The organism is Anabaena sp. AL09, assembly GCF_001672255.1.
Lineage (GTDB): Bacteria > Cyanobacteriota > Cyanobacteriia > Cyanobacteriales > Nostocaceae > Dolichospermum > Dolichospermum lemmermannii.
In genome coordinates this window covers 64,962-82,313 of sequence record NZ_LJOQ01000100.1, presented here as the reverse complement: position 1 = coordinate 82,313, position 17,352 = coordinate 64,962, and the positions used below count along the sequence as shown (strand labels likewise).

21 protein-coding genes and 1 pseudogene are annotated in these 17,352 nt (G+C 36.9%); 13 read left to right on the top strand and 9 right to left on the bottom strand.

The genetic code is table 11. From position 1 onward, the window contains the following. The first annotated feature begins 15 nt into the window (after positions 1 to 15). Together nth and rpsN are read left to right on the top strand one after the other, a co-directional pair. Positions 16 to 690 carry an endonuclease III gene (gene nth / locus AN490_RS20590; RefSeq protein ID WP_300006681.1) on the top strand — a complete coding sequence of 225 codons (675 nt, stop codon included), beginning with the start codon at positions 16 to 18 and terminating at the stop codon, positions 688 to 690. A 103-nt stretch (positions 691 to 793) separates the two neighbouring features. Continuing rightward, positions 794 to 1,096, top strand: coding sequence for a 30S ribosomal protein S14 (rpsN, locus tag AN490_RS20585; RefSeq protein WP_015080153.1), 303 nt, complete (start codon positions 794 to 796; stop codon positions 1,094 to 1,096). A gap of 134 nt (positions 1,097 to 1,230) precedes the next feature. Here rpsN and AN490_RS20580 read toward each other — a convergent pair whose 3' ends face one another. Next, a complete protein-coding gene (locus AN490_RS20580; protein WP_015080154.1) occupies positions 1,231 to 1,560 on the bottom strand; it encodes a hypothetical protein in 330 nt (109 codons plus the stop codon). A 58-nt stretch (positions 1,561 to 1,618) separates the two neighbouring features. Between AN490_RS20580 and aat the strand changes: the two genes are divergently transcribed. Further along, positions 1,619 to 2,194 carry a leucyl/phenylalanyl-tRNA--protein transferase gene (aat, locus tag AN490_RS20575; protein WP_015080155.1) on the top strand — a complete coding sequence of 192 codons (576 nt, stop codon included), beginning with the start codon at positions 1,619 to 1,621 and terminating at the stop codon, positions 2,192 to 2,194. A 15-nt stretch (positions 2,195 to 2,209) separates the two neighbouring features. Here aat and AN490_RS20570 read toward each other — a convergent pair. Next, positions 2,210 to 2,326, bottom strand: a pseudogene (locus AN490_RS20570) (ABC transporter permease); the annotation flags it as partial. Between the two features lie 12 nt (positions 2,327 to 2,338). Continuing rightward, positions 2,339 to 3,001: a methyltransferase type 11 gene (locus AN490_RS20565; protein ID WP_148759958.1), complete on the bottom strand. Its 663-nt coding sequence runs from the start codon at positions 2,999 to 3,001 to the stop codon at positions 2,339 to 2,341. A gap of 102 nt (positions 3,002 to 3,103) precedes the next feature. On the opposite strand from AN490_RS20565, the gene def reads away from it, so the two are divergent. The 9 genes from def to modB all read left to right on the top strand — a co-directional run bounded on the left by def (position 3,104) and on the right by modB (position 9,840). Then, positions 3,104 to 3,667, top strand: coding sequence for a peptide deformylase (def, locus tag AN490_RS20560; protein ID WP_148759956.1), 564 nt, complete (start codon positions 3,104 to 3,106; stop codon positions 3,665 to 3,667). A gap of 12 nt (positions 3,668 to 3,679) precedes the next feature. After that, the gene (locus AN490_RS20555) at positions 3,680 to 3,883 is read left to right on the top strand and encodes a hypothetical protein (protein WP_015080159.1); all 204 of its coding nucleotides are present in this window, start codon (positions 3,680 to 3,682) and stop codon (positions 3,881 to 3,883) included. Between the two features lie 109 nt (positions 3,884 to 3,992). Beyond that, positions 3,993 to 4,259, top strand: coding sequence for a type II toxin-antitoxin system ParD family antitoxin (locus AN490_RS20550; protein WP_148759954.1), 267 nt, complete (start codon positions 3,993 to 3,995; stop codon positions 4,257 to 4,259). After that, a complete protein-coding gene (locus tag AN490_RS20545; protein WP_148759951.1) occupies positions 4,259 to 4,558 on the top strand; it encodes a type II toxin-antitoxin system RelE/ParE family toxin in 300 nt (99 codons plus the stop codon). Before AN490_RS20550 ends, AN490_RS20545 begins: the two co-directional genes overlap by 1 nt. Positions 4,559 to 4,567: 9 nt before the next feature. Then, a complete protein-coding gene (locus tag AN490_RS20540; RefSeq protein ID WP_300006680.1) occupies positions 4,568 to 5,374 on the top strand; it encodes a PD-(D/E)XK nuclease family protein in 807 nt (268 codons plus the stop codon). Between the two features lie 51 nt (positions 5,375 to 5,425). Then, positions 5,426 to 5,845 (top strand): BlaI/MecI/CopY family transcriptional regulator, encoded by a 420-nt coding sequence (locus AN490_RS20535; RefSeq protein WP_015080163.1) that lies wholly within the window; start codon positions 5,426 to 5,428, stop codon positions 5,843 to 5,845. A 39-nt stretch (positions 5,846 to 5,884) separates the two neighbouring features. Continuing rightward, complete coding sequence (locus tag AN490_RS20530) at positions 5,885 to 6,718, top strand: M56 family metallopeptidase (RefSeq protein ID WP_300006679.1); 834 nt, start codon at positions 5,885 to 5,887, stop codon at positions 6,716 to 6,718. 281 nt (positions 6,719 to 6,999) lie between these two features. Continuing rightward, positions 7,000 to 7,794 carry a molybdate ABC transporter substrate-binding protein gene (modA, locus tag AN490_RS20525; RefSeq protein WP_148766727.1) on the top strand — a complete coding sequence of 265 codons (795 nt, stop codon included), beginning with the start codon at positions 7,000 to 7,002 and terminating at the stop codon, positions 7,792 to 7,794. 249 nt (positions 7,795 to 8,043) lie between these two features. After that, the gene (gene modB, locus AN490_RS20520) at positions 8,044 to 9,840 is read left to right on the top strand and encodes a molybdate ABC transporter permease subunit (RefSeq protein WP_300006678.1); all 1,797 of its coding nucleotides are present in this window, start codon (positions 8,044 to 8,046) and stop codon (positions 9,838 to 9,840) included. Between the two features lie 46 nt (positions 9,841 to 9,886). On the opposite strand, the gene AN490_RS20515 is transcribed toward modB, so the two are convergent. From AN490_RS20515 to AN490_RS20490, 6 genes are all read right to left on the bottom strand, one after another. Next, positions 9,887 to 10,510, bottom strand: a complete 624-nt coding sequence (locus tag AN490_RS20515; RefSeq protein ID WP_015080167.1) for a 4Fe-4S single cluster domain-containing protein — start codon at positions 10,508 to 10,510, stop codon at positions 9,887 to 9,889. Positions 10,511 to 10,639: 129 nt separating this feature from the next. Beyond that, a complete protein-coding gene (locus AN490_RS20510) occupies positions 10,640 to 11,158 on the bottom strand; it encodes a hypothetical protein (protein WP_300006677.1) in 519 nt (172 codons plus the stop codon). A gap of 289 nt (positions 11,159 to 11,447) precedes the next feature. Beyond that, on the bottom strand, positions 11,448 to 12,188 hold the full coding sequence (locus tag AN490_RS20505) for a retron system putative HNH endonuclease (RefSeq protein WP_300006676.1): 741 nt from the start codon (positions 12,186 to 12,188) through the stop codon (positions 11,448 to 11,450). Next, positions 12,185 to 13,534, bottom strand: a complete 1,350-nt coding sequence (locus AN490_RS20500; protein WP_300006675.1) for an AAA family ATPase — start codon at positions 13,532 to 13,534, stop codon at positions 12,185 to 12,187. Before AN490_RS20500 ends, AN490_RS20505 begins: the two co-directional genes overlap by 4 nt. 13 nt (positions 13,535 to 13,547) lie before the next feature. Then, positions 13,548 to 14,330, bottom strand: coding sequence for a pentapeptide repeat-containing protein (locus AN490_RS20495; protein ID WP_300006674.1), 783 nt, complete (start codon positions 14,328 to 14,330; stop codon positions 13,548 to 13,550). 11 nt (positions 14,331 to 14,341) lie between these two features. Continuing rightward, entirely contained in the window at positions 14,342 to 14,983 is a 642-nt protein-coding gene (locus AN490_RS20490; protein ID WP_300006673.1) for a hypothetical protein, read from the bottom strand. Positions 14,984 to 15,391: 408 nt separating this feature from the next. On the opposite strand from AN490_RS20490, the gene AN490_RS20485 reads away from it, so the two are divergent. Beyond that, positions 15,392 to 17,110, top strand: a complete 1,719-nt coding sequence (locus AN490_RS20485; RefSeq protein WP_300006672.1) for a diflavin flavoprotein — start codon at positions 15,392 to 15,394, stop codon at positions 17,108 to 17,110. Positions 17,111 to 17,352: the final 242 nt, after the last annotated feature.

The window sequence follows — 17,352 nt, the reverse complement described above, 5'->3', positions numbered from 1 at the left end:
TTTAAAATCTCTGACGTGACTCGTAAATCATTAACTAAAAAACAACTGGCTTTAGAAATTCTTGCCCGTATTCAGTATCTTTATCCTGATGCAACTTGCTCTTTAGATTATGCAACTCCTGTACAATTATTAGTAGCAACTATTCTTTCCGCTCAATGTACAGATGAAAGAGTGAATAAAGTGACACCTGGATTATTTGGGCGATTTCCTGATGTAGAAAGTTTAGCAAATGCAGATTTAACAGAGTTAGAAGAATTGGTACGTTCGACGGGTTTTTATCGCAATAAAGCTAAGAATATTCAAGGTTCTTGTCGAATGATTGTCAATGATTTCAATGCTGTTGTTCCCAACAAAATGGAAGAGTTATTAAAGCTGCCAGGAGTAGCACGGAAAACTGCAAATGTAGTTTTAGCCCATGCTTATGGTATCAATGCTGGAGTGACAGTAGATACTCACGTCAAGCGGTTAAGTCAGCGTTTGGGGTTGACGAAAAATACCGAACCTGTAGGAATTGAAAAAGATTTAATGAAGTTATTACCCCAACCACATTGGGAGAATTGGTCAATTAGATTAATTTATCATGGTCGGGCTGTGTGTAAAGCTCGTTCTCCTGGTTGTAATCTTTGTGAATTGGCTGATTTGTGTGATATGAATTTGTCTCTCGCAGAGTCGCAGAGTCTCAGAGAGTAATATTGGGGAGTATTGGGTTGGGAAAATTTATTTCTCATGTCCCTATAATTGTGAGTAAGGGTGTAGAATAGAGAATGCTGTCTTTCATTACATTAGGGAATTCATGGCGAAAAAGAGTATGATTGAGCGCGAGAAGAAACGCGCCAAAATGGTAGCTAAGTATGCTGACAAGCGGGAAGCACTACTAGAAGAGTTCAGAACAGCAGCATCTCCGTTGCTAAAGCTAGAAGTTCACCGCAAAATTCAACAATTACCCCGCAACAGTGCGCCTACTCGTAAGCACAACCGTTGCTGGTTAACTGGTCGTCCTAGAGGCTTTTACCGTGATTTCGGACTATCTCGGAACGTCCTCCGGGAATGGGCCCATGAAGGTTTGTTACCCGGTGTTGTTAAGTCTAGCTGGTAGTTAGTTGTCAGTGGTTAGTTGTCACTGGTTAGTTGTCAGTGGTCAGTTGTTAGTTGTCAGTGGCTATTGGCTGTGAACCAACGACCAATGACCAATGACCAATGACCAATGACCAATGACCAATAACTAAGATATTATTGACCACAACAATGATCAATTCCCAGACTATCTAAGAGTAGATCGCTAACGGCGTTGGCGATCGCAAACTCCCCAAAAAAGCTTTTAGAAAAATCAAATGATTGCATCTCTGTAACAATAGCAATTACCAGAGAACCTAAATCATTTTCTCCTTCCATGCGTTGTCTCACAAAAATCTGTGATGCCCGCTGGGCTATATTTTGATTTATTGCTTCAGGAATAAACTCTTGATCAAGCCAATGCAACAAGTTTTGTTGTAACCATTCTCCTTCTTCTTGGGGATTTTCCGAAGGTGGTAAGGTAATGGGTGGAATTGCTTGAGTCATTTTTGTTTGTATATTTTATATAGAATTTGTTTGCTGTGGGTAATCTCAGAAGAAGACAATGGAATACGATGTTGCTGCTATTATTCGGGGTTATGCTCAAGGTTATTTTCTCATGTCTGATGAGAGTAATAACTTGGGATGGTATGGAAGTAACGAACGGACTCTAATTCCTTTAGATGAACGCTTTCGCTATCCTAAATCATTACAGCGTGTTCTTAATCAGGAACGATTCACAGTAGCTGTTAACCGGGACTTTTTGGGTGTGGTTGCTGGTTGTGCTAACCGCGATACAACTTGGATTTCTCCAGAATTAGAAAAGATTTATTGGTTACTTTACCAAACTGGTTATGCTTATAGTTTTGAAACCTGGCAAGGTGATGAATTAGCTGGGGGAATTTTAGGGATTGTCATTGGTGGTATTTTTATTGGTGAATCCATGTTTTTCAATATTTCTGAAGGTTCTAAAGTGGCAATGGTGAAATTGGTAGAAAGATTACGAGAAAGGAAATTTCTACTATTTGACGCGCAAATGATGAATCCTCATTTAGCCAGATTTGGTGCTTATCATGTTAGTAGTGAAGAATATGAAATTTTACTAAAACAAGCATTACCAAGTCCTTGTAAATTAATTTGATTGGTAATTGGTAATTGGTAAAGGCAGGGTTTGGGAAGTAGTGAGTTGTAAACCGTGACGGAGAAATTGGATAAAATCGGGTTGATTAATTAGTAAGCGGTTAAGAAATTGTTGAGTGAGAGAAATAAAACTCTTGCCTGTTTCCTAATTAACTTTTTCCAACACAACACAGCTAACAGAAATATCTTTGAACAACCATAATGCGTATTTTAGAGAATCGAACCACCTCAGAGGTTGGTAAATGGGTAACATAAGTCGAATGACCATTGCAAGTGTATATAATACAGGTGTAATGGTAGTTGATTGCACTAAATAACCTCCTGCGAGAATTTCTCCATTGACAATTTTGAAATCGGGAAATAGGCTACTCAATTCCTGGATATCAGGTCGGAACATGGTATCTATAGGATCGCGGTGGTAGGGATATTTATAAGGAACTGTAACGAAAATATAGCCAGATTTAGGGATAATAGAGCTAATTATTTGACATATTTCTTCTCTGTTCGTTATATGTTCCAATAGATTAGAACACAATACAGATTGAATATTCATTTCTGAAAGTTTCTGTAAAAAATCAAGGTCGCATAAATCCCCCACTAGATCAACACCTGTATCGTTTTTCATGTCCGCATGAATTACTGAGTAGCCTTTTGTTCTAGCTGGTTTGAATAATAGTTCATCAATCCAAGGTTGTTCATGTTCTCTAAATTTTTGGTTTGAACTACCAATATTGAGTATAGGGAATACAGTGTTTGGGCTGAGAGAATAGATAATATTTGCCAACCACCTAGCTTCTTCTTTGAACATAATAATTTAATGCACCGTCATTGGACTATATCAACTGAGAACTAGACTACTAACGATAGAATTAGATTAGTAAGATTATTCACTATAAAGCCATCAAGAACCATGCCCTCTGATATTGCTGTCGAGAAGAAAAAGTTAAAAAATCCACCTTTGCAAATGCACTACTTAGGCGATCGCGTGTTGCGACAACCTGCAAAGCGTGTTACCAAAATAGATGACGAACTCCGCCAAATAGTGCGCGAAATGCTGCAAACTATGTATAGCTCAGATGGCATTGGTTTGGCTGCACCTCAAGTTGGTATCAATAAACAGCTGATCGTCATTGACTGCGAACCAGATAACCCAGATCATCCGCCATTAGTATTAATTAACCCCACGATTAAACAGGTTAGCAGTAAGCTCTCTGTGGCTCAGGAAGGGTGTTTAAGTATTCCCAACGTCTATCTAGATGTAAAACGTCCAGAAGTGGTAACAATCGCCTATAAAGACGAGTATGGCCGCCCCCAAACTTTAACAGCCGATGATTTACTGGGTCGCTGTATTCTCCACGAACTTGATCACCTTAATGGCGTGGTATTTGTAGATCGTGTAGAAAATTCCTTGACTTTAACCGAGGAGTTATCGAAGAATGGCTTCTCGTATCAAGCAGTGAAACCAGTAGCATAGGGTGGTCTAGTAGTGTATTTAACTCCAAAAAGCGGTTTATTTTTAGGTGGTGCTTGTTTTACAGCGATTGCGGCTGTTGGTTCGGTGTTTGAATTGAGTTATGGAGAACCAAATTTTGGTTTCCAAACCACTGCCATTATCCTAGCTTTGAGCATTCCTCTCACCGTATTCTTTTTTATTGCCGCAGTGAAGGATGCACGAGCTAATATGAAATAAGCATCAGGTATATGAAAAAGGTAAGAGGATGAACGAGGAATGCACACTTCACCCTTTTACCTTTTATTTTTTACTAAGTAATTGGTAATTGAGAGGAAGATTATAAATCATGAAAATTCAACTTCAACCAGAAACTGAGGAACTGATACGGGCATATATTGCCACAGGTCATTATACCAATGCAGATGATGTGATAATTAAAGCACTTAAAGTATTATCGGAGTGGGAAAAAGGGTATCAGGAATGGGAACAAGAAACACGCAAGAAAGTCGCTGTAGGACTTACCCAAATTGAACGAGGAGAGGTAGTTAGTAGTGATGTTGTTATGGCTAGATTACAGGAAAAAATTAGGATTGCTCGTGAGAATAAAAAATAATGGAATATATTCTATCTGTAGAGGCAAGTCAGGACATAGAAAATATTTTAGATTATTTTCTTCAGCGCAATATTGATGCAGGGGAAAAGTTTGTTAAGGATTTTAATAACAAGTGTTTGAATATAGTAAAATTTCCTAAAATTGGGCGTAGTTATAGCCATATAGATTCTCCATTAAGAGGTATTCCCATTGATGGTTATATAATTTTTTATCAGTTATTAGAAAATAGTATTGTCATTATTCGAGTGGTTAGTGGGTATAGAGATATAGAATCTTTGTTTTTGGATTTAGATCAATAAAATAAAATTATGCTACCAACTTCTACCCAAATACTCCGACTTTCCCAAGGACATCTCAATTTACTCGCAGCTTGTCCGCGCAAATTCCAGCATAGCTATTTAGAACAACTGAATACTCCTCTAGATCCTAAACACGAAGAATATCAAATTTTAGGGAGTCGGTTTCACTTACTTATGCAGCAGCGAGAAATGGGTTTACCTATTAATAACTTACTACAAGCAGATCCTCAATTGCAAAATTGGATGACTGATTTTAGTAAAATTGCTCCAGAAATATTTATAACTAATATTGATAATCAAACTTTTCGAGAAAGTGAACATTATCGAACCTTGCAAATTGAAGATTACCTCCTCACAGTTATTTATGATTTATTAATTGCTGATCAAAATCAAGCCCAAATTCTCGACTGGAAAACCTATCCCCAACCACCAAAATCAGAAACATTAGCTCAAAATTGGCAAACAAGACTGTATATGTATGTCATGGCAGAAACTAGCAACTATTTATTAGAAAATATTTCGATGACTTACTGGTTTGTGCAATCAAAAGGGCAAACTAAAAAAATCAAATTTTTATATAATGAAAAAGAACATCAAAAAACAGCAGAGGAATTACATCAACTATTAAACAATCTTACAAAATGGATAAAAGATTATGAATATAATATATCCTTACCGCAAATTAAGGAATCTCAGAAAATCTGTGAATCTTGCCAATATGCAGTGAGGTGTCAACGTCAAAAAATCAAACAAGTGAATATAGATATTAATCAACAGTTTCCTAGTTTGGAAAATATTGCAGAAGTATCACTTTGAACTTTTAAAAATGTTAAAATAGAAATAGAAATAATATCCAAAATTATCAACATGGCTCCATTACCCGATTATCGTCCCAAACAAATGTCCCTGGGTCCCCTAGAAGCAGAAATCCTCAGTATTATTTGGGAATTGAGTTCAGTAACAGTCAAAGATGTACATGATCGGATTTTGGCTGATCCTAACCGCGAATTGGCTTATACTTCTGTTACCACCGTTTTGCGTCGTCTCACGGAAAAAGGTTGGTTAGCTTGTGATAAGCACAGCAAAGCCTTTTATTGGCGGCCATTGCTCACTAAGCAACAAGCAGATATTATTAAAGCCCATGATCAATTACAGCGATTTTTAGCAGTAGGAAATCCTGATGTAATTGCGGCATTTGCTGATAGTTTAGATCAAGCTGCTAGTGACCAAATCGAAGCGATCGCTAAACGCATCCAAGCCGCACGGGAAGCCAGAGGAGAAAAATAGAATTATGCTTCACTCACCAAGCAACTGGGAGAAAAATTTATGCACCTACTCATGATTGTCACCGCTGTAACCATTGCTTGCTGGTTACGATCCTCTGGCAGTATCCAGCCAAGAAATTGGCATTTACGATGGCAAAAAACCCTGTTTTTATTCCTTTTTCCCCCCTTACTCATATTCATGACAGTCACTTCTATAGTCTGTATGGGTACACAGGGAAAAATGGGCGGAATGTATACCGACTCTTTTAGCTATCTCCTCGCATTAATTTTTCTAGGATTTTTGAATACCGTAGGTATCAACCTCGCTTTTCAGGGCTGGAAAGCCATTAAATCTGCCCGTGAATGTCCCCAAATTACTCTAGATGGTAAATCAGCCCGACTTCTACAAACAGAAGCTTTATTTGCTGGACAAATGGGTTTTTGGCAACCTGAATTAGTTGTTAGTCAAGGACTACTACAAATTCTCTCTCCAGCCCATCTGGAAAGTGTTTTAGCCCACGAACAAGGGCATTATCAATATAGGGATACGTTTTGGTTCTTTTGGCTGGGCTGGGTGCGTTCTTGTACCGCCTGGTTGCCGAATACAGAGTCTTTATGGCAAGAATTGTTAATTTTACGAGAATTACGGGCTGATAGTTATGCTGCATCTCAAGTAGATCCTTTAGTATTAGCAGAATCCTTGCTGTTAGTCGTGAGGAATAATCTAATTACATCAGATATTTGTTGTGCTGCTTTGGGTGCAGGCGATCGCTTGGAACAAAGAATAGAGGCTTTATTAACACCATCTGAACCAGTACCAGAAACGCAATTACAATCTTGGCATATTTTTTTATTGGCGTTTCTACCCTTGATTACAGTCGTATTTCATACTTAAATGATTTCCTCTCTCCTGATGACGATACAAGGGGTTTAGCACTGCTCATTGGTGTCAATTTAAGACCCACCAGGGAATAAATTCCCTGTCTCATAGCTCAAGTCCGTTAAAACGGACTCATAAATTTTCCTAGTGTTTAGTCAAATTGGTAAGTATCCTTCACAAATTGATTTTTTTAGGAAATATTTACCAATATAACTGGTAAATATTATGGTAATCTTGGTAAAAGTATACTGAGTGTCAATTTCATGAATAAAAATTTCTCTCAGTCCAGTTTGCCAATCAAAAGAAGAAAGCTACTAGTTTTAATAGCGACAGCATTAGCTACTTTACTACTGGTTATGGGCTTACCAATCCTGACTTCTTCTCCTGTATCAGCACAATCTAATAACAACTTACTCATATCCGCCGCTGCTAGTTTAAAAGAGGCACTGGAAGAAATTAAACCTCTTTACCAACAAAGTAAACCAAACGTCAACATTAATTATAACTTTGGTAGTTCCGGTGCATTACAGCAACAAATCGAACAAGGTGCGCCGGCGGATATTTTTATATCTGCGGCTAAAAAACAAGTAGATGCTTTAGAACAAAAAGGACTTTTAGTTCCAGGGACTCGGAATATAATTGCTAAAAATCGGTTAGTTTTGGTAGTACCTAAAAATGTTGTTGGTATCACCAGTTTCTACAGTCTCAAAGATGCGAAAGTTAAAAAAATCGCTATTGGTGAACCGAGAAGTGTACCCGCAGGACAATACGCACAACAAGTATTAGAAAAGTTGAAAATTTGGTCAGAAATTAAATCAAAACTGGTTTTTGCTAATAACGTGCGTCAAGTTTTAGCATCTGTAGAAAGTGGCAATGCTGATGCAGGTTTAGTTTATATAACTGATGCCAAAATCTCTGATAAGGTCAAAGTTGTAGTTACGGCAGATGAAAAATACCACTCTCCCATTATTTATCCATTAGCAGTTGTTAAACGTAGCAAAAATGTTGATGCTGCTAAAGAATTCTCTCAATTTTTATCTAGCAATCAAGCTAAGACTGTATTTAAAAAATATGGGTTTATTTTGCCTTAATCATGGGTGAAATTTCAGATTCCCGACTTCTGGCAAGAAATCATCATTTATTCAGAGGATTAAATAAAGAAGTCGGGGATCTTACTCACGATTTAATGATGGGTTTTAAATAAAAATTAAAATTTATTAACTAATTAAACCATCCTTGTAAACGACTACCAGAACCTACTTCTCGGTGTTACTTCTGTATTCACAGAACCAACGGCAATTTGTTTTACAATACCTTTAAGAGTATTACACGCACTAACTATGCCACAGGATTTATCACCGCTTTGGATATCTCTCAAAACAGCTTTACTAGCAACGTTTATTACTTTCTTTTTGGGCATATCTGCCGCTTATTGGATGTTGGGATATCGCGGTAAAGCCAAATCTTTAATTGAGGGGATATTTGTTGCACCGTTGATTCTACCACCTACTGTGGTGGGATTTTTACTGCTGCTATTTTTTGGTAAAAATGGTCCGGTTGGTAAACTGCTAGAACCGTTTGATACCACAATTGTGTTTACTTGGTATGGTGCAGCGATCGCTGCTACAATAGTTTCCTTCCCATTGATGTATAAAACTGCACTGGGAGCTTTTAGCCAAATTGATGCCAATCTGCTACGAGTAGCGAGAACGTTGGGTGCGAAAGAATTCACAATTTTTTGGCGGATTAGTTTACCCCTAGCATTTCCTGGGATTTTAGCTGCCACTACCTTAGCATTTGCGCGGGCTTTGGGTGAATTTGGGGCAACTTTGATGTTAGCAGGTAATATCCCTGGACAAACTCAAACAATGCCAATGGCAATATATTTTGCTGTGGAAGCGGGGGCAATGAATGAAGCTTGGTTTTGGTCAATTGTAATTATGATTGTTTCTCTTTCAGGAATTATTATAGCTAATTTATGGCAAGAATTTCCAGATAAACGCAAACTCACAAAAGTACCAATAAAGCAAATAAAATTAGCAAGTAAATCTGATTCTTTATTAATTGATTCCTATACATCTAGTTTAGTTTTAGATATTGAAAAAAGACTAGACAACTTTTATCTACAAGTTGCCTTTAATACTGACAATCAACCATTAGGATTATTGGGAAGTTCCGGGGCAGGAAAAAGTATGATTTTGCGTTGTCTAGCGGGGATAGAAACACCGAATAAAGGACGAATAATTTTAAATGGTAGAGTATTATTTGACTCAGAAAAGAACATTAATATTCCTATTCATCAACGACAGATTGGTTTTTTATTCCAAAACTATGCCTTATTTCCACACATGACTGTGGCGCAAAATATCACTTTTGGTTTACCGAAATATCTAAATGCTAAAGAAGAGGTAGAAAAGCAATTAATAGCTATGCAATTACAAGGATTTGGCGATCGCTATCCGCACCAACTTTCCGGGGGACAACAACAACGGGTAGCATTAGCTAGGGCTTTAGCCAGCAAACCAGAAGCATTGCTTTTAGATGAACCATTTTCTGCCCTGGATACACATTTACGCAGTCAATTAGAACAACAAGTTGCAGAAATTCTGGATGATTATTCTGGAGTAACTTTGTTTGTGACTCATAATATGGAAGAGGCTTATCGCCTATGTCCCAATTTGTTAGTATTAGAACAGGGAAAACAAGCTCATCATGGTTCTAAATATGAGATATTTCAACATCCTGCCAGTGTAAATGTGGCTCAACTTACTGGTTGTAAAAACTTTTCCCGTGCTAATATTTTATCACCTCAAAAAATAGAAGCAATTGATTGGGGTTGTACTCTGGAAGTGAGAGAAAAAATTCCTGCAAAATTATCTCATGTTGGTATTCGCGCTCACCATTTGATTTTTACAAAAGATCCTCAACAGGTAAATACATTTCCTTGTTATTTAGTTCGTACCAGTGAAACACCTCACAGAATGACAGTATTTCTTAAATTGCATTCTGTTGGTAATCATCCCCATGATTATCATCTACAAGGGGAAATTTATAAAGAAAAATGGGTAAATATTCAAGATCAACCTTTTCCTTGGTATGTGCAGTTAGAACCTTTGAGGTTAATATTAATGCAGTAATTTGAGAGGCTGAAAAATGTATCTTGATTTTCCAGCCTCTCTAAAATTAACTTAATTCCAATAAACCTTGATAACCTGTGACAATACGATTTCCATCTTTGAGAATGTGAACTTCAATTTGATCACTAGCCCAAGTAATTTTATCTGCAAATTCTGGGTTAAAGATATTTACATTTTGATTACTAGAAGAAACGGGAGAATCAGGAGAATTAACTGCTAGAGATTTGACAAAGGGACCATCAATTAAAATATCTAATTCTGCTAACAATTCTTTTGCACCTGGAGGGGCAGAATTAGATTGTAATTGTTGAAGAGTGAAACCAGTAAAAGACATGACATTTAAACCCGCTGCTTTTAACTTTTTCGCTAGAATTGTTAATGCAGGTGCTTGCCAAAATGGCTCACCACCGGAAAAAGTTACACCTGTATTCTGGGGATTTTTGAGAATACTTTCAGCTAGGGTATCAATAGCCACTAAATCATTAATCTCAAATGCCCAGGAGTCGGGATTAAAGCAACCAGAACACTCACGGTTACAGCCTTGTACCCAGACCACAGCCCGACAACCAGGGCCATTAACTTCTGATTGGTCAACATAACCCATAATGTTAAGATAACCGGGGGGAATGTCCGCGAGTCCTAGAGATGGGTTCATGGGCTTGGTTTCCATCTTTTGTCAACTCCTTTTCAACTTTTCCTATTACTTGCTAATATAGCGAGACTCTGAAAAAGTGTGGAGAAAGAAATTATAAGCTTTTTTAAAGATTGATTATTTTGTGTAATCAACCTTTAAGTTATCTTAAGATTTTGCCCAGGAGGGAGTTGATGAACGCGCAGCAGAGATAGCATGAAAGAATGCAAATAGCCTGTGGCTGGCTTGACCATAATCCTGGCATTTTTGCAGATCGAAAGACCGTAATTCTTTTTCTATGACGTTTTCGACATCAGCAGCTAAATTTAACCTCCCTTCATTGAGATAACATTCAGTTAAAAATAGCAATTTCTCAATATTAATTTCATTGGTTTCCCATTGAATCTCGACAGGAAACTCATAATTTTTTTCTAATGTTCCCCCATGGTAAACATTTTCCATGAGTTTATTGCTGATAATATATTTAACTTTATGGGTGTTAGCCAATTCTAGCAAATCATCAGCAGTTGGCTTCAATCCCAGACGACGACGGAACACAGAATCAATAATTTCATATTTACTATTGTCTGGAAATACTGTGACAACCACAGCCGCAATTCCTTCAATATTTCCATAACATCCGATGATGTTTTTACTTTCTTCACCGTGAACAAATAAGATATCCATAATATGCACCAACTAAATTAATAACAGGAAATTGAGTTGATAAAATTCTCTTAGATCAGAGTGAGAATGCAAAACTCAATACCGATAATCTACCAGACTTTTTCCAAAAATTGCAGCTTTGTTCAAAAAAAAAGAGCCTTTTTATAAATAGGTTAATTTTAGATTAATTACAAACTAAAATCTATTTCTCTAGATAGATGAAAGGGCAGATTTTATTTTGTTTAATCAAATGTTGCTCAAGTCAGTCAGATCCCCGACTTCTTAAAGAAGTCGGGGATCTTATTTATTGTTAACCTGAATAATAAATATTCATAAGATGTCGTTCCGCACCTGCACCTAAAACCCAGCGAATAGTTGTAAAAAACCGAGGCCAATTACCTGTACCGTTACCAAAATATTCTGCTGCAACTTTCTCTTCTAAATCATTTATATCAATTGTCTCATCATCAAGTTCTTTTTCTATTTCGTCAATTACAGCTAATCGTTGATCTTTCAATCTTTGAACATTAAGTTCCAGGGTATCAATAGTAAATTGAACATTTTCTATAGGAATACCAGACGTTAAACAAGCGATTTCATCAGGTCTAATTTCACCATCTTTACTACTGAATTTAAATAGACGTAATGTTGGTAAATTGAGAGGATTTAATAACCTAATATCAGGAATAAAACCACCCTTTTTTTTGCCACAACATGGTAAATCTTTCAGTAATTGTGGATTTTTCAAATCATCATCTTTCATTCCACCGGGAGGAAGACAGATAGCCAGCATATTTTGCCAATCTAGATCATAATTATTTTCTTTTGTTGATTGGTTACAAGGAATAAAATGTTCAACAGAGCGATTGTTTTCATGAAGAGACATTTCGCAATAAGCACACAGTCCTTTTTGATCAGATGCTAAAGTATCACGAACTTTCTCAAACGCTCTATTTTTTTTTAAATCCGTATATCGTTTAAACTGAGAAGAATATCGCTTTTTATAGTTTTTAAGTTCCTCTGGTTCTGGGGATTTCAGCACTTTTTTCACACCGCATTCCTCCGTTCCAATTTGCGGATTTGCATATCTACCCTAGTCATATCTGGATCATAAGATTCCCAATCTTGTAATTCTTTTCTAAGGCGTTTTGCTTCTTCTAATTGACCATTATCAATTGCTTCAAAAAGCTGTGTCAGTGTTCTTGATTCTTCCGTATCTGGTCTTAAATCACTTAACCCTAAAACATATCTGACAATATCTGAACTTTTCATCCCCCTGGTAGGTGATGGACATTCCTTTATTTGATAATCTTCTAATATCTTCACCTGATTTTGTTTAACTGTTGTCACAACTTCGGGACTGTGAGTAGTGGCGATAATTTGAGTGTTGGGAAATACCTTTTTTAAATCAGGAATAATTTTTTGTTGCCAAGTTGGATGTAAATGCAAATCTAACTCATCAATCATCAAAATAGCTTCTGCTGCTAAGGGGTTTTCCATGTATGGATTTGCTTGTGCTAAACGCCGCGCAAAATCCATCACCAACGCTAACATATTGCGATAACCTGCACTTAATTGACTTAATAAAAGTTCTCTTTTTTCTCCTGTTTCCATTGTCCACTCAACCATTAATTTTGCAGATGTTGCACCTGAAAAATAAACGCGAGCATTGGGAGCAATAATTGTAGAAATAGCATTTCGCACTTGCTTCAAAACAGAAAGTTCAAAATTAATATCTTTGCGATTTCTTCCCTCTCTTAATTCTTCGTACTCCCGCACAAAAAACCAGTTAACTAAATCTGTGAAGTTAGCTGTTGCATTAAAGGCTTTCTTCAAAGTATCAAATCTATCAAAAGACTGATTAGAAATATTTTCAATATCAGCAATATTAGTTAAGTTACGATTACTTTGATAGTAAGCTATGACAGAAAATTCAGATGTTTTGTCATACCGTAAAGTATCACAGTTATATAGTAATTCAGAATAAAGCTTTTTAGTCCCTTCTTGTAAAGCTCTTGAGGTGTGTGAGACAAGTAACATTGACGATTTTCTCCTTTTTTTATCATCTACATCATTCTCAATTGGCGGATCTTTGTAAATAATTGTCCACTCTGGTAAACTCGTAGTTGATAAAGTAAATTCTGGATGATTCCTTTGTTCACTGCTATTTTGCTTTACGGGTAAATCTCGTTGTAAAACTGGAGATACTTCTTGTTCTTTATTTACAATTTTTTGAATTTCAGCCACATACGGGTACATTGCCGCAGCAATAGCATCCAATAATGCACTCTTTCCTGATCCATTATTGCCAACAAAAATATTGATATCGGGATCTAAATTAACTTCCAAATGCTCGAAGCAGCGGAAGTTTTTGATAATGACTTTTTGAATGTGCATTGGTTTATTTTCCCTAATTAATCTTTTCTAAAATCGTCCCTTTCAAATTTGCTCCCTGAAGATTTGCCCCCCTAAGATTCGCACCTTGTAAATTTGCCCCGGCTAAATTTGCACCTTTTAAATTTGCAAAACTTAAATCAGCTTCCGTTAAATTTGCTTCTGTCAAATTAGCTTTAGATAAAAATGCGTTTCCTAAATGAGCTTTACTTAAATTCGCTTTATGTAAATTGGCTTGATAAAGTTGAGCAGTCATTAATTCTGCTTCATATAAATTCGCTTCACTCAAATTAGCGGTAATTAAATTAGCTGCAATTAAAGTTGCAAAACTTAGATTACTGCGAATAAGTTGAGATGCGGATAAATCGGCATTTTTTAAATTAGCATTTTGCAAATCTGTACCAATTAAATTTGCATCATTAATCATAGCATTTTCTAGATTTGCGCCACTCAAATCAGCACCAATAAAATTTCCATAACTTAAATCAGCATGAGTTAAGATTGCTCCACTTAAATTAGCAATACTCAAGTTAGCTTTACTCAAATTAGCTGCAATTAATTTGGCTTGATAAAAAATAGCATTACTGAGATTAGCATAACTAAAATTAGTTCGCACTAATAAAGCGTGAGCTAAATTGACTTTATTCAAATTTACTCCTTGGAGATTTGCCCCTCGGAGGTTTTCTCCTAATAGATTTGCAGAGCTAAGATCAATTTCAATTTGGGAATTTTTATTTCTCCATTCTATCCAAGTAACTGCACCTGATCGTAATAAATTAAGATGTTGTTGATTTGCCATTTTTTGCTCCTTTACTCGTTCCGCTTACCTTGAGGATTTTCTCTTCCAGGTGAATTTTCAATTGCTGATAAAGCGCCCGCTGCTCCTGCTAAAATATCCTGTTCTGAGCCACCTAAATAAAGTCTGCCAAAACTACCAACAGCTTGAACTTCCAGAATATTAATTTGCGCGGCTTTTTCTGCTTCATTAGCCGCTAGTGCAGCATAAGCTGCTGGTTCAACTTCCAACACATAGAGAGTTTGTCCTGCTAGTAGCAGTTGTCCCCGACGGGTACGGTTAATTAGTTGGGTTTGATAAGCGTCAATATTACGGATAATCTGACTAGAAACTACACGAGGTTTGAGACATTCCTCTTTTTTCACGCCCAGAAACGCCAAAATCGCCTCTCCAGCGGCTCGCGTTTCCCCTTGAGAACCAGAATGCACTTCTAAAAGTCCATATAAACGTTCTACTACTTGCACTCCAGGACGAACAGAAGCGGATTTTAGGGCTACGTCCGTAATCTTGTTGATTTCGATACCAGGGGAAATTTCAATCCATAGGGATGTATCCCCCGGTAATGGTAAGAAACCCTGGGCTACTGTTCCCATGTATGCGGCGTGTTGAGGTTGCAGATTGTCTAGAAATACGAAGCTGCGTAATTCTATACCCAAAGTCTTAATTCTCCAGTTATGAGGGTAAACATTTTAGATTTAGACCCCCGACTTCTCAAAGAAGTCGGGGATCTGCAATATATGAGTTTACCGTTAAAGTGGACTGATTTGCTAATTGGTAATTGGTAATGGGTGATGGGTATAACTTTTGTCTATTGCTCTTTCTAGAACATCCTAAAAGAAATAAAGCTATAATCCAAGGTGAATCAAAAGTCTAAGTCCTAAGCTTTTTTAATTCTTAATTTTTAATTGTTCGGTGTATTTTATGAGTTAGGAAATATGCCTAAAAACTGTATCTATGCTTACAACTTTAATTTTCCGAAATATACTTTTCATTACAGCTTTAAAAAAAGATAATAGCGAGAATGGGGGCAGAAGAAATGATTGTTTATTTGCTCTTGTGAAATAATGGTAGCCATCTCAGAGAACATTCAGAACCGATTAACTATACAAACTGTAGAAATTGCCCCTAATACCACTGCGATTCGTTCTCTTGACTGGGATCGGGATCGTTTTGATATTGAATTTGGTTTACAAAATGGTACAACCTATAATTCATATTTGATTAGAGGTGAACAAACCGTTTTAATTGATACTTCTCACCAGAAGTTTCGTGATCTTTATTTACAGACTCTCAAGGGTTTAGTTAATCCTAAAACTATTGATTATATAATTGTTAGCCATACTGAACCTGATCATAGTGGTTTGGTAGAAGATATTTTACAGTTAGCTCCCAGAGCCACTGTTTTAGCTTCTAAAGTAGCTTTGCAATTTTTAGAAGGTTTGGTACATGAGCCTTTTTCTAAGCGAATTGTCAAAAGTGGCGATCGCATAAAAATTGGCAAAGATCATGAAATGGAATTTGTCAGCGCGCCAAATTTACACTGGCCAGATACTATTTTTAGCTTTGATCGCAAAACCCAGGTTCTCTACACTTGTGATGCCTTCGGAATGCACTACTGTGATGATCGCACTTTCGACGAAAATTTAGAAGCAATTGAAGCTGATTTTCGCTTTTATTACGATTGTTTAATGGGTCCTAATGCTCGTTCTTTGCTAAATGCAATGAAGAGAATGGGTGAACTTGGGGAAATTAAAATTATCGCCAATGGACACGGACCATTACTACATCATAACCTGGATATTCTTAGAGAATATTATTACAATTGGAGTCAAAAACAAGCGAAAACAGAAACTACTGTAGGTTTGTTTTATGTCTCTGGTTATGGACATAGCGATCGCATAGGACACGCAATTGGTGATGGTTTACAAAAGGCTGGTGTTGGTGTCGAAGTATTGGATTTAAACACCGCAGAAAGTCAAGAAATTCAAGAATTAGCTGGGAGAGCATCTGGTTTAATTGTAGGTATGCCTTCTACCAGTGCAATCAAAGCGCAAGCCGCAATTAGTTCATTATTAGCAGTTGCTAAAAACAAACAAGTTGTGGGTTTATTCGAGTCCTATGGTGGAGATGATGAACCCATTGATACTCTCAGACGCAAATTTATTGATTTAGGTATTAAGGAAGCTTTCCCAGCTATTCGCATTAAGGAAACCCCCACTGATGCTACCTATAAACAATTTGCAGAAGCCGGAAATGGTTTAGGACAATTGTTAGTGCGGGAACGCAATATTAAACAAATCAAATCTCTCGACGTGAACATGGAAAAAGCGTTGGGAAGAATTAGTAATGGTTTGTATATTGTCACTGCCAAAAAAGGCGATATTAGCGGCGCAATGATCGCATCTTGGGTAACACAAGCCAGTTTACAGCCTTTGGGTTTTACCATTGCTGTAGCTAAAGATCGCGCTTTAGATAATTTATTACAAGTAGGCGATCGCTTTGTTCTTAACGTTCTTGAAGAAGGCAATTATCAAGACCTGAAAAAGCATTTTCTCAAACGTTTAAATCCCGGCGCTGATAGATTTGCAGAAGTAAAAACCCAAACTGCTAAAAACGGTTCACCCATTCTTACCGACGCACTCGCATACATGGAATGTGAAGTTGTTAATAGTATGGAATGTAGTGATCACTGGATTTTATACTGCACAGTTGAAGATGGAAAAGTTTCCAAACCCGATGGAATTACCGCAGTCCGTCATCGCAAAGTAGGTAACTACTATTAATTGGTAATTGGTAATTGGTAATTGGTGATTGGTGATTGGTGATTGGTGATTGGTGATTGGTAATTACTCCCTTCTCTACCTGTTCCCTGTTCCCTGTTCCCTGTTCCCTATTACCTATTACCCATTACCTATTACCCATTACCTATTCCCTAATTATTAACTAACCATCTTTCATAATTATTATGACACTTCCAGATTCATTCTCTAACGTTGTTGAATCCGCTAAAAATTGGGTTTCTCAA